Raw genomic sequence first — 22,686 nt, 5'->3', positions numbered from 1 at the left:
AATTCTCCTGAAATAGAAGGGGTTGGTCAGTAAAGGTCAGTCGAAACGATAGGCATCCATGCGTAGGATGCCCAAATCGGTGGATTGGTGGATACGGGTGGCCTTTGCGCCTTCGCCCGCCGCGCCAAGTGCAACGAACAAAGGCAAAAGATGTTCATCCGTCGGGTGATTTTCCACCGCAAAGGGGGCAAGGCGGCGATAGGAGACCAGGTCGCAGGTGCGCCCTGATACCAGCGCCTCGTCCATCCAGTCGGCAAAGGCGGTCACCCATTCCGGGCCCCATTTCGAGCCAAGCCCATCGCCCAGTTGGCGGTTGATGGCGCGAAGGTTGTGGGTGAAACTGCCCGAAGCCAGCACCAGAATGTTGTCCTTGCGCAATTGCGTCAGAGCGCGGCCCAGTTGCACGTGATGTCCCGGCCCAAGGCGGCTCTGCACCGAAAGCTGGACCACCGGAATGTCATGTTCGGGCCACATCAGCAGCAGCGGCGTCCATGCCCCGTGGTCCAGACCGCGGCGGGTATCGATCCCGGCGCGCAGCCCCGCATCGCCCAGCAGATCCACCACGCGGGCGGCCAGATCGGGCGAGCCGGGCGCGGGATAGGTCAGCGCATAGAGCGGCGGCGGAAAGCCGTAGAAATCGTGGATCGTCTCATTGACTTCTACTGCATTGACCGCCGGAACGTCCGTTTCCCAATGGGCTGAAATCACGACGATCGCGTCGGGGCGTTCAAGCTGGCCGCAAAGGCCCGCGATGAAATGACGCGCCGGGTGGTCCTGCAGCGCCAGCATCGGCGAACCGTGGGAGAGGTAGAGGGTGGGCTGCATCGGTCTTCTCCGTGCCAAGACTGGCTTGGCGTTGAGGGATAGATAGGGTAATGATTTTTGCATTCCAATCGACTAAAAATGCAAAGCATCAATGCAAAAACGCATAAGGTGGAAAAATGGACTGGGATGATGTGCGAAGCTTTCTGGCCATCGCCCGCACGCGCAGCCTGTCGGGCGCGGCGCGTGAACTGGGCGTGCGCCAATCGACGATGAGCCGCAGGCTGGAGGCGATGGAGGCGCGCAATGGCGCCCGCCTGTTGCAGCGGACCACCAGCGGTTATGAATTGACCGCGCTGGGCGAGGCGGTTTTGGGCAATGCAGAGCGGATGGAGGCCGAGGCCATTGCGGTTGAGCGCATGGTGCAGGGGCGCGACGTGGCGCTCTCGGGCGTGGTGCGATTGACCACGGTGGAGGTGATCGCCAACCTCTTGCTGCCCCGCGCGGTTGTGGCGTTACAGGCGCGTTATCCGGCGATCACGCTGGATGTGCTGACCGAAAGCCGCTCGCTCAATCTGACCAAGCGCGAGGCCGATATTGCCATCCGCATGACCCGGTTCGACAGTCAGGATCTGATCACCCGCCGCATGGGCACGGCGGCCAGCGCGCTCTATGCCAGCCCCGATTATCTGGCGACGCATGGTCAGGATTTGAACGGCGACAATCATGCCATCATCACCGTGCTGGAGGATCAATCGCATCAGAGCGAGGCCAAATGGCTGGTCGAAATGATGCCTTATGCGCGGGTTGCCATGCGCAACAACAGTCGAGATGGGCAATTGGCGGCGGCGCGCGCCGGGGTGGGGGTGGCTTGCCTGCCCTGCTATCTGGCCGACCGTGATCCGGGGCTGGTGCGGCTGGACGTCGGCTATGGCCCGCCGCGTGAAGTATGGTTGGGGGTCCATGCCGATTTGCGCCATATGCCCCGTATCCGCGCAGTGATCGATGTTTTGAACCAGGCTTTTGCCGAGGATAGGTCGATGTTTGTGGGCGAGGGGTAACCGTTCATGCGGAGAATTTTGCTGCGCAGCAAAGTGTCAGAGGTGCCAAGTGGGCGCGATATAGGCGATTATTTCTGCGGGAATGGACGAAAACGCGCAAATTTGCGCGAAAATAGGGCGTGATTTGCGGATTGCGCGCCCCCCAGACATTGCGCAGGCCGGTTTGCGCGCTTAAGGTTTGTGCAGGGAGAGTTTGCGAAAATGTCATCAGCAGTGCCGCCATCAACCACCACCAGATCGCGCAGGCGCAAGGGCGGCGAAGGATTGCGCATCCACCAATCCATCGCGCGCCAGCTGGGCATTGCCATTCTCAACGGCACCTATGAACCGGGCTCTTCTTTGGGGGGCGAGATTGATGCCTCCGAGCGTCTGGGCGTATCGCGCACCGCCTATCGTGAGGCGATCCGCATCCTGATTGCCAAGGGGCTGATCGAAAGCCGCCCCAAGGCCGGGACGCATGTGTTGCCCCGGCGGCGGTGGAACCTGCTGGACCCGGATATTCTGGCATGGATGTTTTCGGAAAAGCCGGATCGCAATTTCGTGCGCGACCTGTTCGAATTGCGCGGCATTATTGAGCCGGAGGCCGCCGCTCTGGCCGCCGAACGTCGCACCGATGCGCATTTGGCCGCGATGAAGGTGGCGCTTGATGGGATGCGTGTCCACGGCCTTGCCTGCGGCGATGGGCAGGCGGCGGATCAGGATTTCCATTCGACCATGCTGGAGGCGGCGGGCAATGATGCGCTGACCTCGCTGATCGGGTCGGTGGGGGCGGCGGTACGCTGGACCACCCATTTCAAACAGAGCAACTCGCCCCTGCCGCGCAATTCGCTGCCCGAACATGAGGCTGTGCATCATGCGATTGCGGCCGGGGACGCCGCAGGTGCGCGCCGTGCGATGCAGATCCTGTTGGCCTATGCACGGGCCGATGTGGTGGATGTCATGGCCTGATACGCCTGAAATATATTCGGTTTTCAAACAGCCCGCCCCGGTCATCATGCCGCGGCGGGCTGTTTTGTCATGGGCGCTGAAATGGCCTGCATGGCATCGTGCAAGGGCGCTTGACGAGGGCGGGATAAATGTTATGAATAATAGCATACGCCGCCCCAGACGGCGGCGCCATCCCATTTGGAGAGGAGCCTGTCATGACCGAACAGACGATTGATCGCGCCGAAGAAGATACCGTTGCCGTCCATATCGAAAACCGCATCGCCTGGGTAAAGTACAACCGCCCCGAAAAGCGCAATTGCATGAGCCCCAAGCTGAACCGTCAGATGACGCGCGTGCTGGCCGATCTGGAATTCCGCGAAGACGTGGGCGTGGTCGTGCTGACGGGCGAAGGTTCGGCTTTCTCGGCGGGCATGGACCTTCAGGAATATTTCCGCGAGAACGAAGCCAAGGGCCTTGGCGCGATCCGCAAGAGCCAGCGCGAAGCCTACAACTGGTGGAACCGTCTGCGCTGGTATGAAAAGCCGACCATCGGCATGATCAACGGCTGGTGCTTTGGCGGCGCCTATGGCCCGCTTTTTGGCGTCGACATCGCGATTTCGTCCGATGATGCCAAGTTTGGCCTGTCGGAAATCAACTGGGGCATCCTGCCCGGCGGCGGCGCGTCCAAGGTGGCGCAGGAACTGATGCCGCTGCGCAAGGCGATGTATCACGCCATGATGGGCGAGAACCTGACCGGCAAGCAGGCCGAAGCGCAGGGTCTGGTGACCGAAAGCGTGCCGCATGACCAACTGGTTGCCCGCGTGACGGAAATCGCCGAGGCGCTGCTGAAAAAGGACGCCAATGCGCTGCGCGCCACCAAGTGGGCGATGCGCCGCATGGTCGAAATGACCTATGACAATGCCGAGGATTACCTGATCCGCGCGCAGGAAGCGCTCAACGGTTTTGGCGGTCTGGCCGCGCGCAAGGAAGCAACCAAGCAGTTCCTTGACGAAAAGACCTTCAAGCCGGGTCTGGGCACGTTCGACATCACCAAGATCAACAAGTAATCTACCGTCGGAGAGGGCAGTAAGATGGCAAGACTGGAACGGGCGAGCATTGCTCGCCTGCTCAAGCCGCGCAGCGTTGCGGTTGTGGGCGCAAGCGACAAGCCGGGCGCCTTGGGCGCGACGCTGATCAGCAATCTGGACCGTGCCGGATATGCGGGCGCGATTTATCCGATCAATCCCAACCGGGAAAAGATCGGTGAGCGCGCCTGCCTGCCCTCGGTGGACGCTTTGCCCGACGGCGTGGATGTGGCGGTTCTCGCCATTCCCCGCGCCTTCGTGCTGGATACGATTCGCGGGTTGGCCGCAAGGGGCGTGGGCAGCGCGATCATCTTCGCCGCTGGCTTTGCCGAGGATGGCGAAGCGGGCATGGCCGAACAGGCCGAGATTGGCCGCCTTGCTGCCGAGAGTGGTATGGTGATCGAGGGGCCGAACTGCCTTGGCATGGTCAACCATGTCGACGGCGTGCCGCTGACCTTTGTGGAAACGGCGATTGTGCCGCCGGCCGGTCGTCGCTCGGTATCGGTGGTGTCGCAGTCGGGCGCGATGGCGGCGGTGCTTTGCACCACGCTTTTGGCGCGCGAACTGGCTTGTTCCTACTCGGTTTCGACGGGGAACGAGGCGGCCAGCGGGGTTGAGGATTATCTCGACTGGCTGGTCGATGATGCCGATACCTCGGTCATTGCCATGATCGTCGAGCAGTTCCGCGATCCGGCCCGCTTCATCGCGGCGGCGGACCGGGCGCGCGCGGCGGGCAAGCCCATCGTGCTGCTGCATCCGGGCAAATCCTCGGCGGCGCGTGAAAGCGCGGCCACGCATACCGGCGCCATGGCGGGCGATTACAAGCTGATGCGCGCCAAGGTCGAACGCACCGGCGTGATCTTTGCCGAAACGCTTCAGGAACTGGGCGATATAGCCGAGATCCTCGTGCGCTGCGCCGCGATGAACCATCCTTCGGCGGCCGTGCTTGGGGAATCGGGCGCGTTCAAGGCGCTGACTCTCGATCTGGCCGAGGAACTGGGCCTGCCGCTGGCCGATCTGCATGATGAGGACAGCCCGGAACTGCGCGCGGCCTTGCCGCCCTTCGTGCCGGTGTCGAACCCGCTGGACATTACCGCACAGGGCCTGTCGCAGCCGATCATCTATACGCAATCCTTGGGCGCGCTGATGGATGATGCGCGCGTGGGTGCGGTGGTGGCTGGCATCATCCAGTCCGATCCGATCACCGCCAAGATCAAGGTGCCCGCGATTGTGGCCGCTCTCGACGGGCGCGAGATCACCAAGCCGCTGGTGTTTGCAGGACTTGACGAAGGCGCGGATATGCCAGCGCACTATATCGCCGACCTGCGCGCTCGCGGCATTCCGTGGTTTCCCACCACCGAGCGGGCTTTCCGCGCTCTGGCTGCGCTGACCCGCCGCGCCGCGCTCGATCTGACCAATGCGGCCCCGGTGGCGCTGTCGGTCGCCGGCCTTGGCGATTATGCGGGCGTGGTGGCCGAATATCAGGCCAAGGCGCTGCTTGGCCCGCTGGGGATCAGCTTCCCCTCTGGCCAGTTTGCAGCGGATGCCGAGGCAGCGGTCGCGGCGGCGGAGGCTGTGGGCTATCCCGTGGCGATGAAGGCGCAGGCGGCGGCCCTTGGCCACAAGTCGGATGCGGGCGGGGTGATGCTCAACCTGGCCGATGCTGAAGCGGTGCGCGCGGCGTTCCCGAAAATGGTGGCTAATGTCGCGGCCTATGACGCCTCCATCACTCTGGACGGCGTGCTGATCGAGAAGATGGGCACGCGCGGTCTGGAAATGATCGTGGGCGCCAAGAATGATCCCGAATGGGGTCCGGTGGTGCTGGCCGGGTTTGGCGGGGTGACGGCGGAAATTCTGGCCGACGTGGCCTTGATCACGCCTGACCTGTCCGAGGACGCGATTGTCGAAAAGCTCTATGGGTTGAAGCAGGCTGCTTTGCTCAAGGGCTATCGCGGGTCGCCTGCGCTGGACGTGGCGGCGCTGGCGCGGCTGATCCGTCAGATCAGCGCGGTCTTGCTGGCCGAACCGCGGATTGCGGAAATGGACCTCAACCCGGTGATCCTGCACCCGGTGGGTGAGGGCGTTGTGGCGCTCGACGCCCTGATGCTGGTCCAATAATCGATGCGCCTCAGGCGGAGTGGTCGCGCTCCGCCTGAGGCCGCTGACCCATGACGCGCAGGTAAAAGCGCGAAAAATAGGACGAGTCGGCAAAGCCCAGTTCCTGCGCAATCTGCGTCACGCTGGCATTGGTATAGCGCAGCAGGCGTTGCGCCTCGACGCCCAGACGGCGATGGATCACCTCCAGCGGGCTGCCCCCCAGACGGGCATGGCACAATCGCCCCAGCGTGCGCGGGGTACAGCCGATGCTGTTGGCGTAAAAATCCAGCCCGCGATGTTCGCGCAGATGCACCTCGACCAGATGGCGGAATTGCGCGAGGCGGCGGTCGTCCGCGCTTTGGGCGCCCAATTCAGGATCAGGCAGCGATCGGGCCAAAGCCTCGGCCAGCGCGAGGAAGAGATGGCCGTCATGCCATTCCTGCGCCAGTGCGTTCATTTCCCCCGCCAACAATTCCACTCGCCGCGCCGCATTGTCGCCCATCGTGCCATGCCCACCCTTGGTCAGCAGATGCCGCAAGGGGTCATCGGCGCCCCGCGCCCGTCCGGCAAAATCGAGCGAAAGCGTCAGCACATGCCCATGCGTGCCGGGGCTGAAGCGGAAACCATGCACGCTGCCTGCAGGCAACACGACATAGGCGGGGGGTACCAGCGCGAAACGCGCCCCATCCAATGTCACTTCGGCATGGCCCGCGCTAACGATAAGTACCTGAATACCGCGTTCGTGGCGATGGGGCGAAATTTCCCAATCATGCAGGCTGGAGCGCTCCGCAATCGTCTCAATATGCGCAAAACCGGCGGGAGACGGCGCATGGCTCTCGCCAAAGAGGCCATAGACGGGGATGGCGGGGGATGTTTTGCGCATGTCCGAAAAGTGCCAATAGAATGACCGACCCATCCCTTTTCGCAAAGACGGCCCGATGTCAATATCCCGGTCAATTGGCCTGATGATCAAATGTCGGCCAAGTGTGGAATATGGGAGATATGTCATGAAGACTCAGGTCGCCATTATTGGCGCCGGGCCTGCCGGTTTGTTGCTGGGCCATTTGCTGAAATCCGAAGGCGTCGATTGCGTGGTGCTGGAACGCCAGACCGGTGACTATGTGCTGGGCCGCATCCGCGCGGGCGTTTTGGAACAGATCACCGTGCAATTGATGGAGCGCCTTGGTCTGGACGGCCGCCTCAAGGCCGAGGGCCTCGTTGAGGAAGGCTTCAACCTAGCCGATGGCGAACGCCTGATCCGTATCGATGTCGCCAACCTGACGGGCAAAACCGTTGTGGTCTATGGTCAGACCGAGATCACCAAGGACCTGATGGATGCGGCCGCGCCGCGCGGGCTTGAGGTGATCTATCAGGCGGGTGACGTTGCGCTGCATGATATCGAATCCGATGCGCCTTATGTCACCTATACGAAGGATGGCGCGGATCATCGCATCGACGCCCGCTTCATCATCGGCTGCGACGGTTTCCACGGCCCCAGCCGCAAGGCGATTCCCGCCAGCGTTGCGCGGGAATATGAACGCGTCTATCCTTTCGGCTGGCTGGGCATTCTGGCCGATGTGCCGCCGTGCAACCACGAACTGATCTATGCCAACCACGAGCGCGGCTTTGCCCTTGCCTCGATGCGTTCGCACACGCGCAGCCGTTATTATGTCGACGTGCCGCTGACCGAAAAGATCGAGGATTGGTCGGACGATCGCATCTGGGACGAACTGGCAATCCGCCTTGGCCCGGATGCGGCGGCCAATATCACCCGCGGGCCGTCGATTGAAAAGTCCATCGCCCCGCTGCGGTCCTATGTGTTCGAGCCAATGCGCCATGGCAGCCTGTTGCTGTGCGGTGACGCGGCCCATATCGTGCCGCCGACCGGGGCCAAGGGGCTGAACCTTGCCGCATCCGACGTGCATTATGCGGCCGAGGCTTTGACGGCCTATTTCCGCCGCGCCGACAAGGATGCGGTGATCGGCTATTCGGCCAAAGCGCTGGCCCGCGTGTGGAAATCGGAACGTTTCAGCTGGACGCTGACCAAGCTGATGCACCGTTTCCCCGATGACGGGCCGTTCGAACGGGCGATGCAGGTGGCCGAACTGGACTATATCAGCACCAGCAAGGCGGCGCAGACCAGTATTGCCGAAAATTACGTCGGGCTGCCGGTCTGATGATGCTGGTGTAATGTCAGAGTGGGCGGGAGGGAAACCTTCCGCCCTTACAATTTCCAGTTGAAGTTGAGATTGGCATAGGTGCGGCTCGGTTGGGCCGCGCTGCCCGGACCAAGGCGCATGTCATAGCCGGTTTCCACCGACAGCGCCGAATTCTTGCCCAGCAGTTTGAGCCGCGCCACCGCCCCCGCATCGTGGCGCGCCGCCGGCGCAAAATCATCCAGCGTGCCCAGATCGCCCCGCGCCACCATGCCCAGCGCCAGCGCCGAATTGAGTTGATAGAACGCGCTGGAACTATAGCTGAAGCGCATGGGGTTCTGATTGATCAGCGATTTGTTGCCCTTTACGTCCACCTGAACATCGACCGGCCCGGACATGTGGCGCAGTTTCAGGTTGGCGGCCAAGTTGCGCGAATCGGCAAAACGCTGCTGAACAGCCACCGCAACCCGTTTGGCATTGCCCAGATCATATTTGCCCAGATCCTGAAACTTGACGCCCGGATCGGGGAACATGTTGTTTTTGCCATGCGACACGCCGTTGACGACGATATCGCGGCCATTGGCGGCCCCCGGCATCCAGCTTTCGACCGAAAATCCGGTATATTGTCCCGTGGCGGCAATGTTCATGGCCAAGGCCGTGTCCAGCATGCGCTCAACTTCGGGCGCCATCTCCTCGCCGATTTGGGCCGCCGTTTCGCCAGGCTCCAATTCCAGGCGCATATCCATCGTTTCGCGCAGAGCGACGGGCCATTCGATCAACGGGGACGGGACATCCACATCCTGCGCACACGCAGGCCCCGCGGCCAGAGCCACGCCAAGGCAAAGCGGAACGAGGGCAAGGTGATGATGCATCGTCATGTCAGTGCGGGGCCGTGAACAAAATCCAGACTTGGCCGCAGTATAGCGAATATTGGCGGCCATAATAGCCATGCGATGCTGGCTTTCCATGCAACTCATCCCTATTTCGACCGGGTTAGGAAAGAGAGAATCGCATGGCAACGCATAACACTCGCATGCTCATCATTGGTTCGGGGCCGGCCGGGCTGACCGCCGCCATCTATGGCGCGCGCGCCGGTTTGAACCCCATCGTGGTGCAGGGCCTGCAACCGGGCGGGCAATTGACGATCACCACCGATGTCGAAAACTATCCCGGTTTCCGTGAAGCGGTGCAGGGCCCCTGGCTGGTTCAGGAAATGCAGGCACAGGCCGAACATGTCGGCACGCGCATGATGTGGGACACGATTGTCGATATCGACTTGTCGGGCCCTCCGTTCCGCGCGATTGGCGATTCGGGCGATGTTTACGAAGGCGACACGCTGGTCATCTGCACCGGGGCGCAGGCCAAGTGGCTGGGCACCAAGGGCGAGCAGGAATTTTCGGGCAAGGGCGTTTCGGCCTGCGCCACCTGCGACGGTTTTTTCTATCGCGGCAAGAAGGTCGTGGTGATCGGCGGCGGCAATACGGCGGTCGAGGAAGCGCTGTACCTGACCAACCATTCGCAGGACGTGACGTTGATCCACCGCCGCGATTCCTTGCGCGCGGAAAAAATCCTCCAGGAGCGCCTGTTCGCCCATCCCAACATCAAGGTTCTGTGGAACAAGGAAGTTGAGGAATTCATCGGTGATGCCGCCATTGGCGGGGCGGGCCTGACGGGGCTTGCTTTGGTCGACACAGTGACGGGTGAAAAGTCGGTGGAACCGGCACAGGGCGCCTTTGTCGCCATCGGCCATGCACCGGCCACCGAATTGTTCAAGGGCAAGCTGGAACTGGACGACAGCGGCTATATCGTGGTCCAACCCGGCACGCCCAAGACCGCGATCCCTGGCGTGTTCGCGGCGGGCGACGTTATGGATCATACCTATCGTCAGGCCGTCACCGCGGCGGGTACGGGCTGCATGGCGGCGCTGGATGCGGAGCGCTTTGTCGGCGCGCTGGATTTTGCGGCGCAGGCCAAGGCGGACGCCTGATAAAAGAGGGGCGGCGGGATCAACCGCCGCCCTTTTTTTACGCCGCCTGCATCGCGGCGATGATGTGATCCATCAACCATTGCCTTGCATGGGGCTCGACAAAGGAATGGCTGGCCCCGTCGCATCGGGCAAGACGCGGATCTTTGCCATCCCACACCCCGGCAAAGGCTTGCGCGGTGGAATCATTGCCCGCCAGCAGCAGGTGGACCGGCCCATCAAAATTGGCCAACCCATCGCTCATTTGCCGCACCAGAGGCGCGGGCGGCGGGGCAGGGCGCGCCAAACGCAGCAGCGAGCCAAACAGGCTGCCTAGCGATACTTTGCCCGTCAGCAGGCGCATCACCGCATCGGTACTGAGCAGACGCTTTTTGTAATGCGCGCGCAGCGCCTGCACCGATGGCCCGGCGCTGTCTTCCTCAAACGTCCATGGGTTGGACAGGATCAACCCATCGACCCCCGCCCCGCCCGACAGCATCAGGGCGCTGGCCGCATCGCAATTGCCCAGCGCGATGATGCGCGTCATCGACGGCACGGCGGCGCGAAAGGCGGCAAGGGCGGCGGAAATATCGGGGGTGGAGGATTTGAAGCCGCCATTGGTCCCGGTGCTGTCGCCCACGCCGCGCCGGTCGAAACGGAACGCGGCATAGCCTTGGGCCACCACGCTCTCGGCAATCCGGGCGTGGCTGCCCCATGCGCCGGAACGGATTTCATTGCCGCCCGATACGATCAGCAATCCGGTCGTGGGCACGCCTTCAGGCATTTCGAGCGTGGCGCAAAGCATCGCCCCTTCGCAGGGGAAGGAAAGCATTTGGCGCGTCATGCCCATTCTCCCTGTGCCACGCCAACCGCGATCACAGCGGCCAGAGCATCGGCCTGTGACGCATCTTCGCCCGGTTCGGGGCGCATCCATAATCCGGGGCCGCCCAGCATATCCTGCGTGATGGTTTGCACATTGGGACGGGCATCCGCAACGATCCCACCAAATTCGCTCAGGAAATCAGGCCCCAGCCGGTATCCGGCCAGTTCCAGCCCCTTGACCCGCCCGTGTTCGAGCAGGCTGTCCTGTGTCTCACTGCGGCCCGCTTCGCGCGAGGCAAGGATGCGGGCGCGGAGCATCTGGCGCAACTGGCTGGCCCCGGCGAGGGGGGCGTAATGCCAGCCCGGAACATCGCGTGGCGCGGCAAGAGCGCCGCCGCGAATGGCCAGCATATGTGTTGCGCCGAAATGACGCGCCGCGCCTTCCATGGCGGCCTGCCAATCGCTGGGCGTTTGCTCCTCAAGCGGCAGGCCGCTTTCATTCAGACCCGGAAGATCGGGCAGAAAGCAGGCAATCCCGCTGGCGGATAAACGCCGCATCACCTCGACGGTGAAACGTCGCATCTTGTTGCCTTCGTCGAACAAGGCCGGGACGATCAGCAGGCGCGCCTTCTCGTCCCCGTCGGGCCTGTGCGTTAAGGCCCATTCCTGCACCGCGCCGCCGCCAGGCAGTGGGCAGGACCATTGTGCCATTTCCTGCAACATGTGTCCTTACATGGGTTATACCGCCTTGCGCCGCGCCGAAACGAATTCCAGCAACGAGCCATAGTCGGAGAGCATATCGCCATCGACATCTTCATCCTCGACGATGATGCCCAGACGATCCTCTATTTCGGTAAGCAGCCCGGCCACCGCCATCGAATCCAGTTCGGGCAAGTGGCCAAACAGGCCGGTTTGCGCTGTGAAAGCATCGGCCTGACCCGGCTTCAGCCCCAGAACATCACTCAGGATGGCGCGGAGCATTTGATCGGTATCGTTTTGCATAGGGATCCTACTGGGTGTTCCTGTTGGGTTGACGCAACATGCCCCGGTAGCCTCCTGCAAGGCCTGCCTCAAGCCTTGCCTTGCTAGCGCCAATTGGTTTCAAAATTCTCTAGGACGATCAGGCGCGGTTAAGGGCGCGGCGCAAAAGCGATTTTCCAATGGCTTTCCATTGGCCGATCCGCGCCGGATTATAGGCGGTGATGCGGTAACGCGGGCGCGATTCTTCCATCCAGTCGCGCTTATAGGGATCATCGCCCGTGCCGAAATCAACGGTATGGACGCGGTCGCCATCGATGACCCGTTCGAACAACGCCGCCGACAGGCTGGTTCCGGGCGAAATCACCTTGGCCGCCTCGACATAGGCCAGCTTGTGAATATAGGCGGCGGCGTTTTCAACCGTCCACATTTGCGCGGCGACCGGCTGGTTCAGGCCCTCGATCTCGCCATAGGCGACGCCCATGCGCAGGCGGCCCGCTTTGCCTTCCTCTTGCGCGAAATGGCGCAGCAGGGCGGGTGAACCTTCCTCCGGTTTCCAGCTTTGCGCATAGACCGTTTCGTAATCGTCCCACGCTTGGGCGGAGAAATCGTCGTAGAGGGTAATCGAAACCTTCTTCGCCTTGCGCTTTAACGTGGTGCGCAAGGGGCCGGGGCGCGAGGCCATATATTCGGCGTAGGTCCGCCCGTTGACCTTCAGGATATGGTTGGTGTCGCACTCCACCCGTTCGACGATCCAGCCCGCCCGCGACAGGGCCGCGCACAGCAGGCTGGCTTCGCCCCCTTCATCGGGCACAGGCCAAAGGGTGATCCGCCCCGCCTTTGCCCGCAGATCGCGCGTCAAAGCGGACAGCAGCGCCAGCCCATCGCCGCCCGCCGTCACGCGCGGCCGTACCGTAAAGGCGTACCAGTTCGACAATGGCCCCAGCCCATCCTCGCGCCGGGCCAGAGGCAGCACCGCCATCGCATCGCCATTACGTGCCACGGCCAGCAAGGGCTTCACCCCACCCAGTTGTTCGAGCGCGGTAAACCATTCCAGCCGATCAAACGGACCGGGAGCCTGCGGCGCGCGCAGCCAGTCGCAAAGCGCAATATCGCCTTGCAGTTCGTTAAGGTTAGCATGATAGCTGAGCCGGGTCACAAGCCTGTCCGAAGTCGGGAAAATCCATGGTCACGCACAGTCATTCGCTTGAAACCGCCCCTTTGCCGCTGGATCATCTGGCGATCCGGGGCAGGGGGGATGATCCTGCGCTGGTGCTGCGTGACGGTGTTCTTAGCTACAAGGCTTTAACAGAGCGTGTCGGTGCGATGGCATCGTGGCTGACGGGGCGGGCGCAAAAGGGCGACCGCATCGCCACATGGGCGGCCAAGGGTGAGCTGACTTGTCTGATGCCTCTGGCCGCGGCGCGGGCGGGCATGGTGCATGTGCCGATCAATCCCTTGCTCAAGCGGGCGCAGGTGGCGCATATTCTGGCCGACAGCGGCGCGGTGTTGTTGATCGCCACGCCCGCGCGGCTGGCCACACTGGAGCCGGGCGATGCGCCTTGCCCGGTGCTGGGCGAGAGCGAGGCGGTGGAGGAGAACAGGGCTTTTTCCCCCATGGCGCCGTCGCAGGCCGATCCCGATGAACTGGCCGCGATCCTTTATACCAGCGGTTCGACCGGGCGGCCCAAGGGGGTGATGCTGTCCCACGCCAATATGTGGCTGGGGGCGCAAAGCGTGGCGACCTATCTGGACCTGCGGCCCGATGATCGGGCGCTGGCCGTCCTGCCGCTCAGTTTCGATTATGGACAGAATCAGTTGCTCTCGCACTGGTATGCGGGTGGCAGTGCGGTGCCGCTGGATTACCTGATGCCGCGTGATGTGGTGAAGGCCATCGATCGGCATGATGTGACGACACTGGCCTGTGTTCCGCCGCTCTGGGTGCAATTGACCGAATTGGAATGGCCAACCCATGTGGCGGCCAAACTGCGGCGGCTGACCAACAGCGGGGGGGCGTTGACGGTCGATCTGGTGCATCGGCTGCGCGCAATTTTCCCCGATGCGCGCCTGTTTGCCATGTATGGCCTGACCGAGGCTTTCCGCTCGACCTTCCTTGATCCCGATTTGATCGACACCCATCCCACCAGCATGGGCAAGGCGATCCCGCATGCCGAAATCCTGGTTATCAATGATGAAGGCATGATTGCCGCCGATGATGAGGAAGGCGAGCTGGTGCATTGCGGCCCCTTGGTTGCACAGGGTTATTGGCAGGATGCGGCGCGCACCGCCGAACGTTACAAGCCTGCGCCCGCCGGTTCGGCCTATGGCGGCATGGCGGTGTGGAGCGGTGACCGCGTAAGGCGTGACCGCGATGGCCTGCTCTATTTCGTCGGACGCCGCGATGCGATGATCAAGACGGCGGGCAACCGTATCAGCCCGCAAGAGGTTGAAGACGCCGCCATTGCCACCGGATTGGTGGCCGAAGCGGTGGCCTTGGGCATTCCCGATGTGCGTTTGGGCCATGCGGTGCATTTGATCGTTCGCGCGGCGCCGGGTGCGGAAAACCCGGCGGAAGAATTGCCGCGCCGCCTCAAGGGCGATCTGCCCAATTTTATGCAGCCTTCGGTGATCCACTGGAAGGATGCCATGCCCATCAGCCCCAATGGAAAATTGGATCGCGCAGGATTGTATCAGGAAATGCTGGACTGGAAGATCGCCGTCGAATTGGAATCCTCGCGGGAGCATGACGCATGAAGCCTTTGGGGCCAATTCCGGCGGGCTTTGTGGCGCGCGATGGTATTCTGACGATTGATGGAGCCAAGGTCACCGAACTGGTGGCGCAAAGCGGGGGGGCGACGCCGCTGTTTGTCTATTCGGGCGCGATGTTGCGCGCGCGGGTGGCGGAATTGCGCGCGGCCATGCCCGAACGGCTGGCCATCCACTATGCGATGAAGGCCAATCCTTTTGCACCCGTATTGCGTTTGATGGGCGAATTGGTCGACGGGTTTGACATTGCCAGCGGCGGCGAATTGGGCATGGCGCTTAACGCCGGGCTGGACCCGTCGCGCATCAGCTTTGCCGGACCGGGCAAGCGCGACATGGAATTGCAGGCCGCCATCATGCGCGGCGTGACGCTCAACCTTGAATCCGAGGGCGAGGCGCAGCGGGCGCTCAATATTGCCGAAAGGATCGGTAAAACGCCCCGGCTGGCCATCCGTGTGAACCCTGATTTTGGCCTTGCGGGGTCGGGCATGAAAATGGGCGGCGGGGCCAAACCCTTTGGCATTGACGCCGAACGTGTGCCTGCCCTTGCCCGATTGATTGTCGAATCGGGGGCGGAGTGGCGCGGTTTTCACATCTTTGCCGGATCACAATCGCTCAATTCCGACGCTGTCATCGAAACGCAGGCGCAAACCATCGCTCTGGCCGCAAGGCTGGCAGAGGAAGCGGGCGTGGGGCTGCCGCATTGCAATCTGGGCGGGGGGATGGGCATTCCGTACTTCCCCGGCGACACGCCCGTTGATGCAAACCGGATTGGTGAGGCGCTGGGCCAACAGTTCGACAACTTGCCCGATGTTCTTGGCGAAACGCAATTCTGCGTGGAATTGGGCCGCTATCTGGTGGGCGAGGCGGGGGTTTACCTGACCCGTATCGTCGATCGCAAGATCAGCCATGGTGAGGTCTATCTGGTCACTGATGGCGGTTTGCATCACCAATTGGCGGCCAGCGGCAATTTCGGCACGGTCGTCCGCCGCAATTACCCCGTTGCCATCGCCACCCAATTCGGCCGCGAATCGGTCGAGGAGGCCAGCGTTGTGGGTTGCCTCTGCACCCCTCTGGATCGTTTGGCCGACAAGGCGGGCTTTCCCCATGCTGATGTGGGCGATCTGGTCGCGGTGTTCTGTGCGGGCGCCTATGGGGCCAGCGCCAGCCCTTCGGCCTTTCTGGGACAGGGGCCAGCGCGCGAGATGTTGCTATAGGTCTTGATACCTAGCATTTCCGGGGTTTGTTTTACCTCTTTGGCGATTATCCGCCTGAATTGTTTCCTGCCAAGTCTTGCCAAAGTTCTCGCAAGACTTGGCAAGAATCGGCGCTGTTAAGATATTTCCCACAATTGTCCCCTTCTGGGACCACTATCCAAAAAGCCCCGTATTCCCGCGGTTCGTGCCACAATGGCTAACCGGATCTTTACCCTTCTTGCCCATACCGCACCTTGAACTGCCGTACCTTCCATCAGGAATAGATCTTGTTGGGCAATCGGACGGCGCCGTCGAGGAAAAGGACCATGTCGAGCAAGAGTTTTGCAACGCTGCTTGGCGGAGCTGCGCTGGCCAGCGTCGCCATGGCGGGCTGCGCCGACGCCAGAACCGCCCCGCGTTTGCCCTCCGCCAATTTTGTGGCGCTTCAGGAAGGGCCGGGCGAGGATTACGTGATCGGCCCGATGGACGAGCTGACCGTGTTCGTCTGGCGCAACCCTGAGCTGGGCGCGCGCGTACAGGTCCGTCCCGACGGCCGTATCACCACGCCGCTGATCGCGGACCTGCCCGCCACGGGCAAGACGCCCAGCATGTTGGCGCAGGACATCCAGCTTCAGCTGAGCCAATATATTCAGGATCCGCTGGTCTCGGTCATCGTCAACCGCTTTGCGGGCACCTTTTCCGAACAGATCCGCATTGTTGGCGCCACCGGGCGCCCCGCCTCGATCCCCTATCGCGCGAACATGACCATCTTGGACGCGATGATTGCGGTGGGCGGCATGAATGAATTTGCCGCCGGCAACCGTTCGAAGCTCGTTCGCTTCGACAAGGCAACCGGCAAGCAGAAAGAATTTTCGCTGCGCCTTGGTGACCTTTTCAAGAAGGGTGACTCCAAGGCCAACGTGATGCTGATGCCGGGCGATGTGATCATCATCCCCGAAAGCATCTTCTAAGCAGGGGGCCGTCAGATGAATACGCTTCTGGAAGATTTCCGGGCTACGCTGCACAGTATCTGGCAACGTCGCTGGCTTGCGCTCGCTGTGGCGTGGGTGGTGTGCGTGCTGGGCTGGCTGGGCGTTTCGATGGTGCCCAACACCTACGAATCGCGCGCACGCATTTTCGTGCAGATTTACGATCCGCTGGCAACGCAGGTCGGCATCAATGACACCGACCGCAAGGCCGCCATCGACAAGGTGCGCGACTCGCTGACCGGCACGCTCAATCTGGAACGCGTGATCCGCTCGACCCGTCTGGGTGAGAGCATCACCACGCGCAAGCAGATGGACGGGGCCGTTGCGGGTCTGGGCAAGGCCATCAAGATCAACGCCGATCAGGACAATCTGTTCACGATCACCGCGCGTTCGGCCTCGATGCGCTTTTCCGATGGCGAAAACGCCCGCCTGTCGCGCGATATCGTCCAGAAGCTGATCGACATTTTCCGCGAGGAAAACCAGAACGGTGGTCAGGGCGAAATGAGGCAGACGCTTCAGTTCCTCGACCAGCAGCTGGCCAACCGTCAGGGTGAGCTTCAGGCCGCCGAACAGCGCCGTCTGGCCTTTGAATCACAGCATCCCGAACTGGCGCAGGGCGGCGTTTCGCTGATCCAGCGTCTGGAACAGAGCCGCGCCTCGATCCGTGGCCTGGACGCCGACATTGCCGCTGCGCAAAGCTCGCTTGCCGCCATTCAGGCCCAGGTGGCCAGCACGCCCCAGACCGTGGCCGTCAATGGCCCGACCGGCGGCCTGCGTGGTCAACTGGCTCAGGTTCAGTCGGATCTGGCGATGATGCGCGCACGCGGTCTGACCGAAAACCACCCCGACGTGATCACCGCCCGCAACCAGATCGTCTCGCTGCGCCAACAGGTGAAGGCGGAAGGCAATTCGGGCGCCGTATCGGGCACGCCGAACCCGGCCTATGCCTCGCTGGAATCGATCCGCGCCGAGCGGCAAGCCAACCTGCAATCGTTGCAGGCCCGCCGCGCCGCCGCCGAGGGGGAAATCGCCCAGATCACCTCGCAGCAGTTCACCAATCCCGAACTGATGCAGGAAGCCCAGAACATCAGCCGCGACTATGACGTGCTGAAAAGCCAGTATGACAAGATGCTGACCGACCGCGAAAACCTGCGCCTCAAGGGTCAGGTCGTCTCGGCCCGCGGCACGGCCAAGGTTGACGTTCTGGATCCGCCGGTTCTGCCGCGCGCGCCTGCTGCGCCCAATCGTCCGCTGCTGCTGATGATTGTTCTGGCCGGCGGCATTGTGGCCGGTATCGGTGTGGCTTTTGCCGCTGGCGAGCTGCAGTCGAGCTTCTCGACCACCAGCAAGCTGGAGCGTTCGACGGGGCTGCCGGTGCTGGGCGCCATTTCGCAAACGCTGACCGCCGAGGGCGCCGCGACCAAGGCTCGCCGCACCCGCAACTTCTATGCTGCATCGGTGGCGTTGGGCGGTGTGTTTGCCCTCTTGCTGGCGATGGAGTTCATCCAGCGCGGCACGATCGCCTGAGGAGGATGACATGAACGAACCTCTCAAGAATCAGGACTATCCGCAAAAGCCGGAAGACACGCACAGTTCGCTGATCCAGCGCGCCATGCAGGCCTTTGATCGCGGCCAGTTCGTACCGCCCTCGGGCCCGGCCGATCTGGTGCCGCCTTCGCTGACCCCGCAGGCTCCGGCCCCGCAGGCATACATGCCCCCGGTGCAGGCCCCGGTTCAGCCCGCAGCCCCGGTGAACCCGCAAGCGCCAGTAAGTCCGCAAGCCTATGCCCCGGCGCCCATCGTGGCCCCGGTGGCCCCGCCGCCCCAGTATGGCGCGCCGGTTTATGGCGAGCAGGCCCCGGCCTATGCCCCGCAACCGGCGGCACCCGCACCGGCATTCCACCGCATCAATCACCAGCGCCTTGCTCTGGAAGGTTTCGCGGTGCCCGGCGGCGCGGCCAATGCACAGGTCGAAGAATTCCGCATCGTCAAGCGCCAGCTCCTCGAACAGATCGAGGATCTGCGCCGTCAGGGTGCGGGCGTCGAGGCCCAGTCGATCCTGATCACCTCGGCTCTGCCCGAAGAAGGCAAGACTTTCGTGGCGATCAACCTTGCCATGTCGATTGCCGCGGAAAAGGATACTGAAGTCGTGCTGGTCGATCTCGACATGGCGCGTTCCTCCGTACTCTCGACGCTGGGGCTGCCCGGTGGTCCAGGGCTGGTCGACGCGATTGCCGACCCGCGCATCGATGTGCGCGATCTGGTGATCAAGACCGATCTGGGCGGGCTTTCGGTGCTGCCGGGCGGTCGTCCGACGGCCTCGGATTCCGAATATCTGGCCTCGGCCCGTGCAAAGGCGGTCATTGCCCGCCTGATCGAAGGCCATCCCAACCGCGTTGTCGTGTTCGATACGCCGCCGGTTCTGGCCGCCGCTCTGGCGGTCGAAGTGGCCAAGCTCTCGGCCCAGACCGTGCTGGTGGTAAAGGCGGAAAAGACTTCGGGCAGCTCGGTGCAGGACGCCGCCAGCCTGTTGTCGGCCGGCTGCCCCAATGTGCAGGCGCTGCTTAACGGGGTGCAATTCAGCCCCAGCGGCCGTCGCTTTGGCACCTATCACAACTATCGCGGGTAATTGATCATGCGGGCGATGGCTCATCAGATTTCTGTTCTGGCGCTGGGGGCGGTTCTTGCGGTTATGCCGCAGGCCGTCGCCGCCCAGCCTCGGCAGACCGCATCACAGACGCAAGGTCTCAATGATGCGGCGGCGCAGGCCATTGCCCCCAATCTTGGCGACAATACGGTGTTGACCACGGGCGACACCAACCGCGACAATGGCGCACAGGCCGTCATTCAACAGGACGAGGCGATCGGGGCCAATCCCTACACGCCCTTTTCCTATGACAATGACGTCACCTATACGCAGGCCGATGGGTTGCGCACCAATGCCACCAACCGCCGCGAAACGCCGGCCGACCGCGCAGGTCGCTATTACGGCGCGGCCTATAGCAGCGGCGATCTGGCGGCGGCGGCCTATTCGGACGATGATTACAATTCGACGCGCGGCAAAACCACGATGAAGCCACGCCGCCTTGGCGTGTTCGATCAGGGCACCGTGGACAAGCGCCGTCTGGCCATCCGCCCCTATATCGAGGCCGCACAGGTGGTTCAGGCCAATCTGGGTTCGCGCAGCGGGCTGGCGTATAATGACGATGTCGTCACCTATTCGACGATTGCCGCGGGTGCGGACGCCACGATCAACGGACGCAACAATCAGGGCGTAATTTCCGCTCGTTACGAGCGCCGCTTTACGTGGAACCGTAAAAGCAACACCGATGGCCTGACGGGTATCGCGCGCATGTCATCCTCGATCGTGCCCAATGCGCTGCGCGTCGATTATGGCGGCTTTGCCAACCGGACCTATGTTTCGGAAACCGGCGCGGCCTTTGGCACATCGGCGGTGGGGGCGGATTCGCTGACCCAGGTTTACTCGCTCTATGCCGGGCCGACGCTGGCCACGCAAAAGGGCGATGTGGCGATGACCGCGCATTATCACGCGGGCTACACCTCGCTCAATTCGCAAGGCAATGTGACCGCCAATGGCGCCACGGCCGGGGTCGACCGTCTGGACCATTCCACGGTGCAGGAAGGCCGTCTGGCCATCGGCAACCGTCCGGGTGAGGGGCTTCCCGTCGGGCTGGGCGCGGACGCGGGCATCTATCAGGAAGACGTCTCGAACCTGACCCAGCGGGTCAGCGACAAGCATGTGCGCGGGTCGATCACGATCCCGGTGACCGAAGACGTCTCGCTGGTGGGCGGCGCGGGTTACGAACATGTCCGCGTGTCGGCGCGCAATGCGAAATATGACAGTGCGGGCAATGTGATCGTCGATTCCAACGGCCGCTTTGTCACCGATTATTCCACGGGTCGTCAGATTGCCTTCGACACCGAAGGTCTGATCTGGGACGCGGGCGTCGTGTGGCGTCCCAGCCGTCGCACCAATGTCGAATTCCACGTCGGCGACCGTTATGGCCGGTTCGGCGGCTATGGCTTCATCAATTATCAGCCCGACGATCATTCCAGCTTCAATCTGGTGGTCTATCAGGGCGTGACGGGTTTTGGCGGTGCGCTGACCAATTCGCTCTTCAACCTGCCCACGCAATTTTCCACCGTGCGCGATGCGATCACCGGCAACCTGTCCAGCTGCGTTGCGGCGGCCACATCGGGCAATTGCCTTGCCGGGTCCATCGGCTCGGTCAATTCGACGGTCTATCGTGGCAACGGCTTCTCGGCGGGTTACTCGTTTGACCACAGCCGCCTGCGCGGCGGTATCGGCTTTGGCTATGAACGCCGCCAGTACATCACCGCGCCCAACACCATCCTGGCCAACATCAACGGCAAGGTGGACCAATATTACTGGGTCTCGACCTATCTGGGCTATCACGTGACGCCGCGTTCCACGTTTGGCGCCACGCTGGACGGGTACAAGTATGTCAGCGGCATCAACACCACGCAGGGTGACATCAACGCCGTTCGCGCGGTGGCCCTTTATCAATATTACCTTTCGCGCCATCTTACGACGACCGCATCACTGGCCATGGACGGGATCACCCGTGAAAAGGCCGCTGACCTGTGGAGTGCCTCGGCGGCACTTGGTATGCGTTACACTTTCTGATCCCACTGGGGAGAGCAAGAATGTTCGATAATTTCTATGGTTTCACCGGGCGTCCTTTTCAGCTCACTCCGGACCCGGCATTTTATTTTGAAAGCCTGACCCATCGCAAGGCTTTGTCCTATCTGGGCTATGGTCTGGCGCAGGGCGAAGGTTTCATCGTCATCACCGGCGAGGTGGGCGCGGGCAAATCGACGCTGGTGGCGCATCTGATGGCCACGATCGACCGCAACCGCCTGACTGCGGCGCAGATCGTCACCAGCCGTTTGGACAGCGGCGAACTGGTGCATGTCGTGGCGCAGGCCTTCGGGCTGAGCGTGCCGGGGCAGGACAAGGCGAGCGCATTGGGCGCGATTGAAAAGTTCCTGCATGATGAGGCGCGCGCGGGTCGCCGTTGCCTGTTGGTGGTGGACGAATCGCAGAACCTCGCGCTGGGCGCTCTCGAAGAATTGCGCATGCTCTCCAATTTCCAGTTGGGCAGCCATCCTCTGCTCCAGATCCTGTTGCTGGGTCAGCCGGAATTCCGTGAAAGCCTGCAAGGCCACCCCGGCCTTGAACAATTGCGCCAGCGCGTGATCGCGGCCCATCATCTCGACGCGATGGAGCCGGGCGAGATGGAGCCTTACATCATGCACCGCCTGCGTCTGGTGGGCTGGAATGGCAATCCGACCTTTGAACCGCGCGTGTTCGCCGAGTTGTACACCGCGACCGGGGGCGTGCCGCGCCGGATCAACCAGATCGTCAACCGCCTGCTGATCCTTGGTGCGGTGGAGCAGCGCCAGCATATCGATGGCGTGATGCTGGCACAGGTTCTGGCCGAACTGACCGCCGATGGCGGCTTGCAGATCGCGCCCGCACCGGCCCAGCCGGGCGAAGGCCTTGCCGTGGCGCAGGGCATGGCCCTGCCTACCACGCCGCAGGCACAGGCCCCCGCCCAATTCGCCGTCGAAGGCCTTTCGCACCTTCAGGCCGCATTGGCCCAGCGTGACAGCCAGATCGCCGAGTTGCAGCAGGCCGTGATCGAACTGGCCAATCAGGGCGACACGTCGGGGCTCGAAGGCGCGGATTCCGCGCACAAGGCCGCCATCGAGGTGATGCAGGAACGTCTGGCCAAGCTGGAAAGCCGTCTGGTCGAACAGGATCGCACGATCCGTCACACGCTGACCATGTTGATCGAATGGATCGAGCGGGACGAGGCACAGCGCGTCGCGGCATGACATC

At 62.5% G+C, this 22,686-nt stretch carries 20 protein-coding genes; 13 read left to right on the top strand and 7 right to left on the bottom strand.

Going from position 1 to position 22,686, the window contains the following annotated elements; translation table 11 throughout:
* Nucleotides 1-36: 36 nt before the first annotated feature.
* Nucleotides 37-825 (bottom strand): DODA-type extradiol aromatic ring-opening family dioxygenase, encoded by a 789-nt coding sequence (locus ACZ9HU_RS04185; RefSeq protein ID WP_476102645.1) that lies wholly within the window; start codon nucleotides 823-825, stop codon nucleotides 37-39.
* Between the two features lie 116 nt (nucleotides 826-941).
* Here ACZ9HU_RS04185 and ACZ9HU_RS04180 point away from each other — a divergent pair, with 116 nt between their 5' ends.
* The 4 genes from ACZ9HU_RS04180 to ACZ9HU_RS04165 all read left to right on the top strand — a co-directional run bounded on the left by ACZ9HU_RS04180 (nucleotide 942) and on the right by ACZ9HU_RS04165 (nucleotide 5,953).
* Nucleotides 942-1,823, top strand: a complete 882-nt coding sequence (locus ACZ9HU_RS04180; protein ID WP_476102643.1) for a LysR family transcriptional regulator — start codon at nucleotides 942-944, stop codon at nucleotides 1,821-1,823.
* A 201-nt stretch (nucleotides 1,824-2,024) separates the two neighbouring features.
* Nucleotides 2,025-2,771: a FadR/GntR family transcriptional regulator gene (locus ACZ9HU_RS04175; protein ID WP_476102640.1), complete on the top strand. Its 747-nt coding sequence runs from the start codon at nucleotides 2,025-2,027 to the stop codon at nucleotides 2,769-2,771.
* Between the two features lie 194 nt (nucleotides 2,772-2,965).
* Nucleotides 2,966-3,817 carry a p-hydroxycinnamoyl CoA hydratase/lyase gene (locus tag ACZ9HU_RS04170; protein WP_476102638.1) on the top strand — a complete coding sequence of 284 codons (852 nt, stop codon included), beginning with the start codon at nucleotides 2,966-2,968 and terminating at the stop codon, nucleotides 3,815-3,817.
* A gap of 24 nt (nucleotides 3,818-3,841) precedes the next feature.
* Complete coding sequence (locus ACZ9HU_RS04165) at nucleotides 3,842-5,953, top strand: acetate--CoA ligase family protein (protein ID WP_476102635.1); 2,112 nt, start codon at nucleotides 3,842-3,844, stop codon at nucleotides 5,951-5,953.
* Nucleotides 5,954-5,963: 10 nt separating this feature from the next.
* Here the strand turns inward: ACZ9HU_RS04165 and ACZ9HU_RS04160 are convergent, their stop codons facing one another.
* A complete protein-coding gene (locus ACZ9HU_RS04160; RefSeq protein ID WP_476102633.1) occupies nucleotides 5,964-6,815 on the bottom strand; it encodes a helix-turn-helix domain-containing protein in 852 nt (283 codons plus the stop codon).
* 124 nt (nucleotides 6,816-6,939) lie between these two features.
* On the opposite strand from ACZ9HU_RS04160, the gene pobA reads away from it, so the two are divergent.
* A complete protein-coding gene (gene pobA / locus ACZ9HU_RS04155; RefSeq protein ID WP_476102631.1) occupies nucleotides 6,940-8,109 on the top strand; it encodes a 4-hydroxybenzoate 3-monooxygenase in 1,170 nt (389 codons plus the stop codon).
* A 47-nt stretch (nucleotides 8,110-8,156) separates the two neighbouring features.
* On the opposite strand, the gene ACZ9HU_RS04150 is transcribed toward pobA, so the two are convergent.
* The gene (locus ACZ9HU_RS04150) at nucleotides 8,157-9,056 is read right to left on the bottom strand and encodes a hypothetical protein (RefSeq protein WP_476102629.1); all 900 of its coding nucleotides are present in this window, start codon (nucleotides 9,054-9,056) and stop codon (nucleotides 8,157-8,159) included.
* A 44-nt stretch (nucleotides 9,057-9,100) separates the two neighbouring features.
* Between ACZ9HU_RS04150 and trxB the strand changes: the two genes are divergently transcribed.
* The gene (trxB, locus tag ACZ9HU_RS04145) at nucleotides 9,101-10,075 is read left to right on the top strand and encodes a thioredoxin-disulfide reductase (protein ID WP_476102627.1); all 975 of its coding nucleotides are present in this window, start codon (nucleotides 9,101-9,103) and stop codon (nucleotides 10,073-10,075) included.
* 37 nt (nucleotides 10,076-10,112) lie between these two features.
* On the opposite strand, the gene ACZ9HU_RS04140 is transcribed toward trxB, so the two are convergent.
* The 4 genes from ACZ9HU_RS04140 to ACZ9HU_RS04125 form a co-directional block, all read right to left on the bottom strand.
* Complete coding sequence (locus ACZ9HU_RS04140) at nucleotides 10,113-10,895, bottom strand: hydrolase 1, exosortase A system-associated (RefSeq protein WP_476102624.1); 783 nt, start codon at nucleotides 10,893-10,895, stop codon at nucleotides 10,113-10,115.
* Complete coding sequence (locus tag ACZ9HU_RS04135; protein WP_476102622.1) at nucleotides 10,892-11,584, bottom strand: hypothetical protein; 693 nt, start codon at nucleotides 11,582-11,584, stop codon at nucleotides 10,892-10,894. The genes ACZ9HU_RS04140 and ACZ9HU_RS04135 overlap by 4 nt, the downstream gene beginning before the upstream one ends.
* Before the next feature lie 27 nt (nucleotides 11,585-11,611).
* On the bottom strand, nucleotides 11,612-11,875 hold the full coding sequence (locus tag ACZ9HU_RS04130) for an acyl carrier protein (RefSeq protein WP_476102619.1): 264 nt from the start codon (nucleotides 11,873-11,875) through the stop codon (nucleotides 11,612-11,614).
* Between the two features lie 118 nt (nucleotides 11,876-11,993).
* Nucleotides 11,994-13,010 carry a GNAT family N-acetyltransferase gene (locus ACZ9HU_RS04125; protein WP_476102616.1) on the bottom strand — a complete coding sequence of 339 codons (1,017 nt, stop codon included), beginning with the start codon at nucleotides 13,008-13,010 and terminating at the stop codon, nucleotides 11,994-11,996.
* Between the two features lie 26 nt (nucleotides 13,011-13,036).
* On the opposite strand from ACZ9HU_RS04125, the gene ACZ9HU_RS04120 reads away from it, so the two are divergent.
* The 7 genes from ACZ9HU_RS04120 (at nucleotide 13,037) to ACZ9HU_RS04090 (ending at nucleotide 22,682) form a co-directional block, all read left to right on the top strand.
* Nucleotides 13,037-14,605, top strand: coding sequence for an acyl-CoA ligase (AMP-forming), exosortase A system-associated (locus ACZ9HU_RS04120; protein ID WP_476102614.1), 1,569 nt, complete (start codon nucleotides 13,037-13,039; stop codon nucleotides 14,603-14,605).
* Complete coding sequence (locus tag ACZ9HU_RS04115; RefSeq protein WP_476102612.1) at nucleotides 14,602-15,831, top strand: pyridoxal-dependent decarboxylase, exosortase A system-associated; 1,230 nt, start codon at nucleotides 14,602-14,604, stop codon at nucleotides 15,829-15,831. The genes ACZ9HU_RS04120 and ACZ9HU_RS04115 overlap by 4 nt, the downstream gene beginning before the upstream one ends.
* Nucleotides 15,832-16,136: 305 nt before the next feature.
* The gene (locus ACZ9HU_RS04110; protein ID WP_168602364.1) at nucleotides 16,137-16,781 is read left to right on the top strand and encodes an XrtA/PEP-CTERM system exopolysaccharide export protein; all 645 of its coding nucleotides are present in this window, start codon (nucleotides 16,137-16,139) and stop codon (nucleotides 16,779-16,781) included.
* Between the two features lie 15 nt (nucleotides 16,782-16,796).
* On the top strand, nucleotides 16,797-18,326 hold the full coding sequence (locus ACZ9HU_RS04105; RefSeq protein ID WP_476102609.1) for an XrtA system polysaccharide chain length determinant: 1,530 nt from the start codon (nucleotides 16,797-16,799) through the stop codon (nucleotides 18,324-18,326).
* A 10-nt stretch (nucleotides 18,327-18,336) separates the two neighbouring features.
* Entirely contained in the window at nucleotides 18,337-19,428 is a 1,092-nt protein-coding gene (locus tag ACZ9HU_RS04100) for a P-loop NTPase family protein (protein ID WP_476102607.1), read from the top strand.
* A 15-nt stretch (nucleotides 19,429-19,443) separates the two neighbouring features.
* The gene (locus ACZ9HU_RS04095; protein WP_476102605.1) at nucleotides 19,444-21,468 is read left to right on the top strand and encodes a preprotein translocase subunit YajC; all 2,025 of its coding nucleotides are present in this window, start codon (nucleotides 19,444-19,446) and stop codon (nucleotides 21,466-21,468) included.
* Nucleotides 21,469-21,488: 20 nt separating this feature from the next.
* Nucleotides 21,489-22,682: an XrtA/PEP-CTERM system-associated ATPase gene (locus ACZ9HU_RS04090; RefSeq protein WP_476102603.1), complete on the top strand. Its 1,194-nt coding sequence runs from the start codon at nucleotides 21,489-21,491 to the stop codon at nucleotides 22,680-22,682.
* The last annotated feature ends 4 nt before the right edge of the window (nucleotides 22,683-22,686 follow it).

Source organism: Novosphingobium sp. Sphag1I, from assembly GCF_056279125.1.
This window is presented reverse-complemented; position numbering and strand designations above follow the sequence as displayed.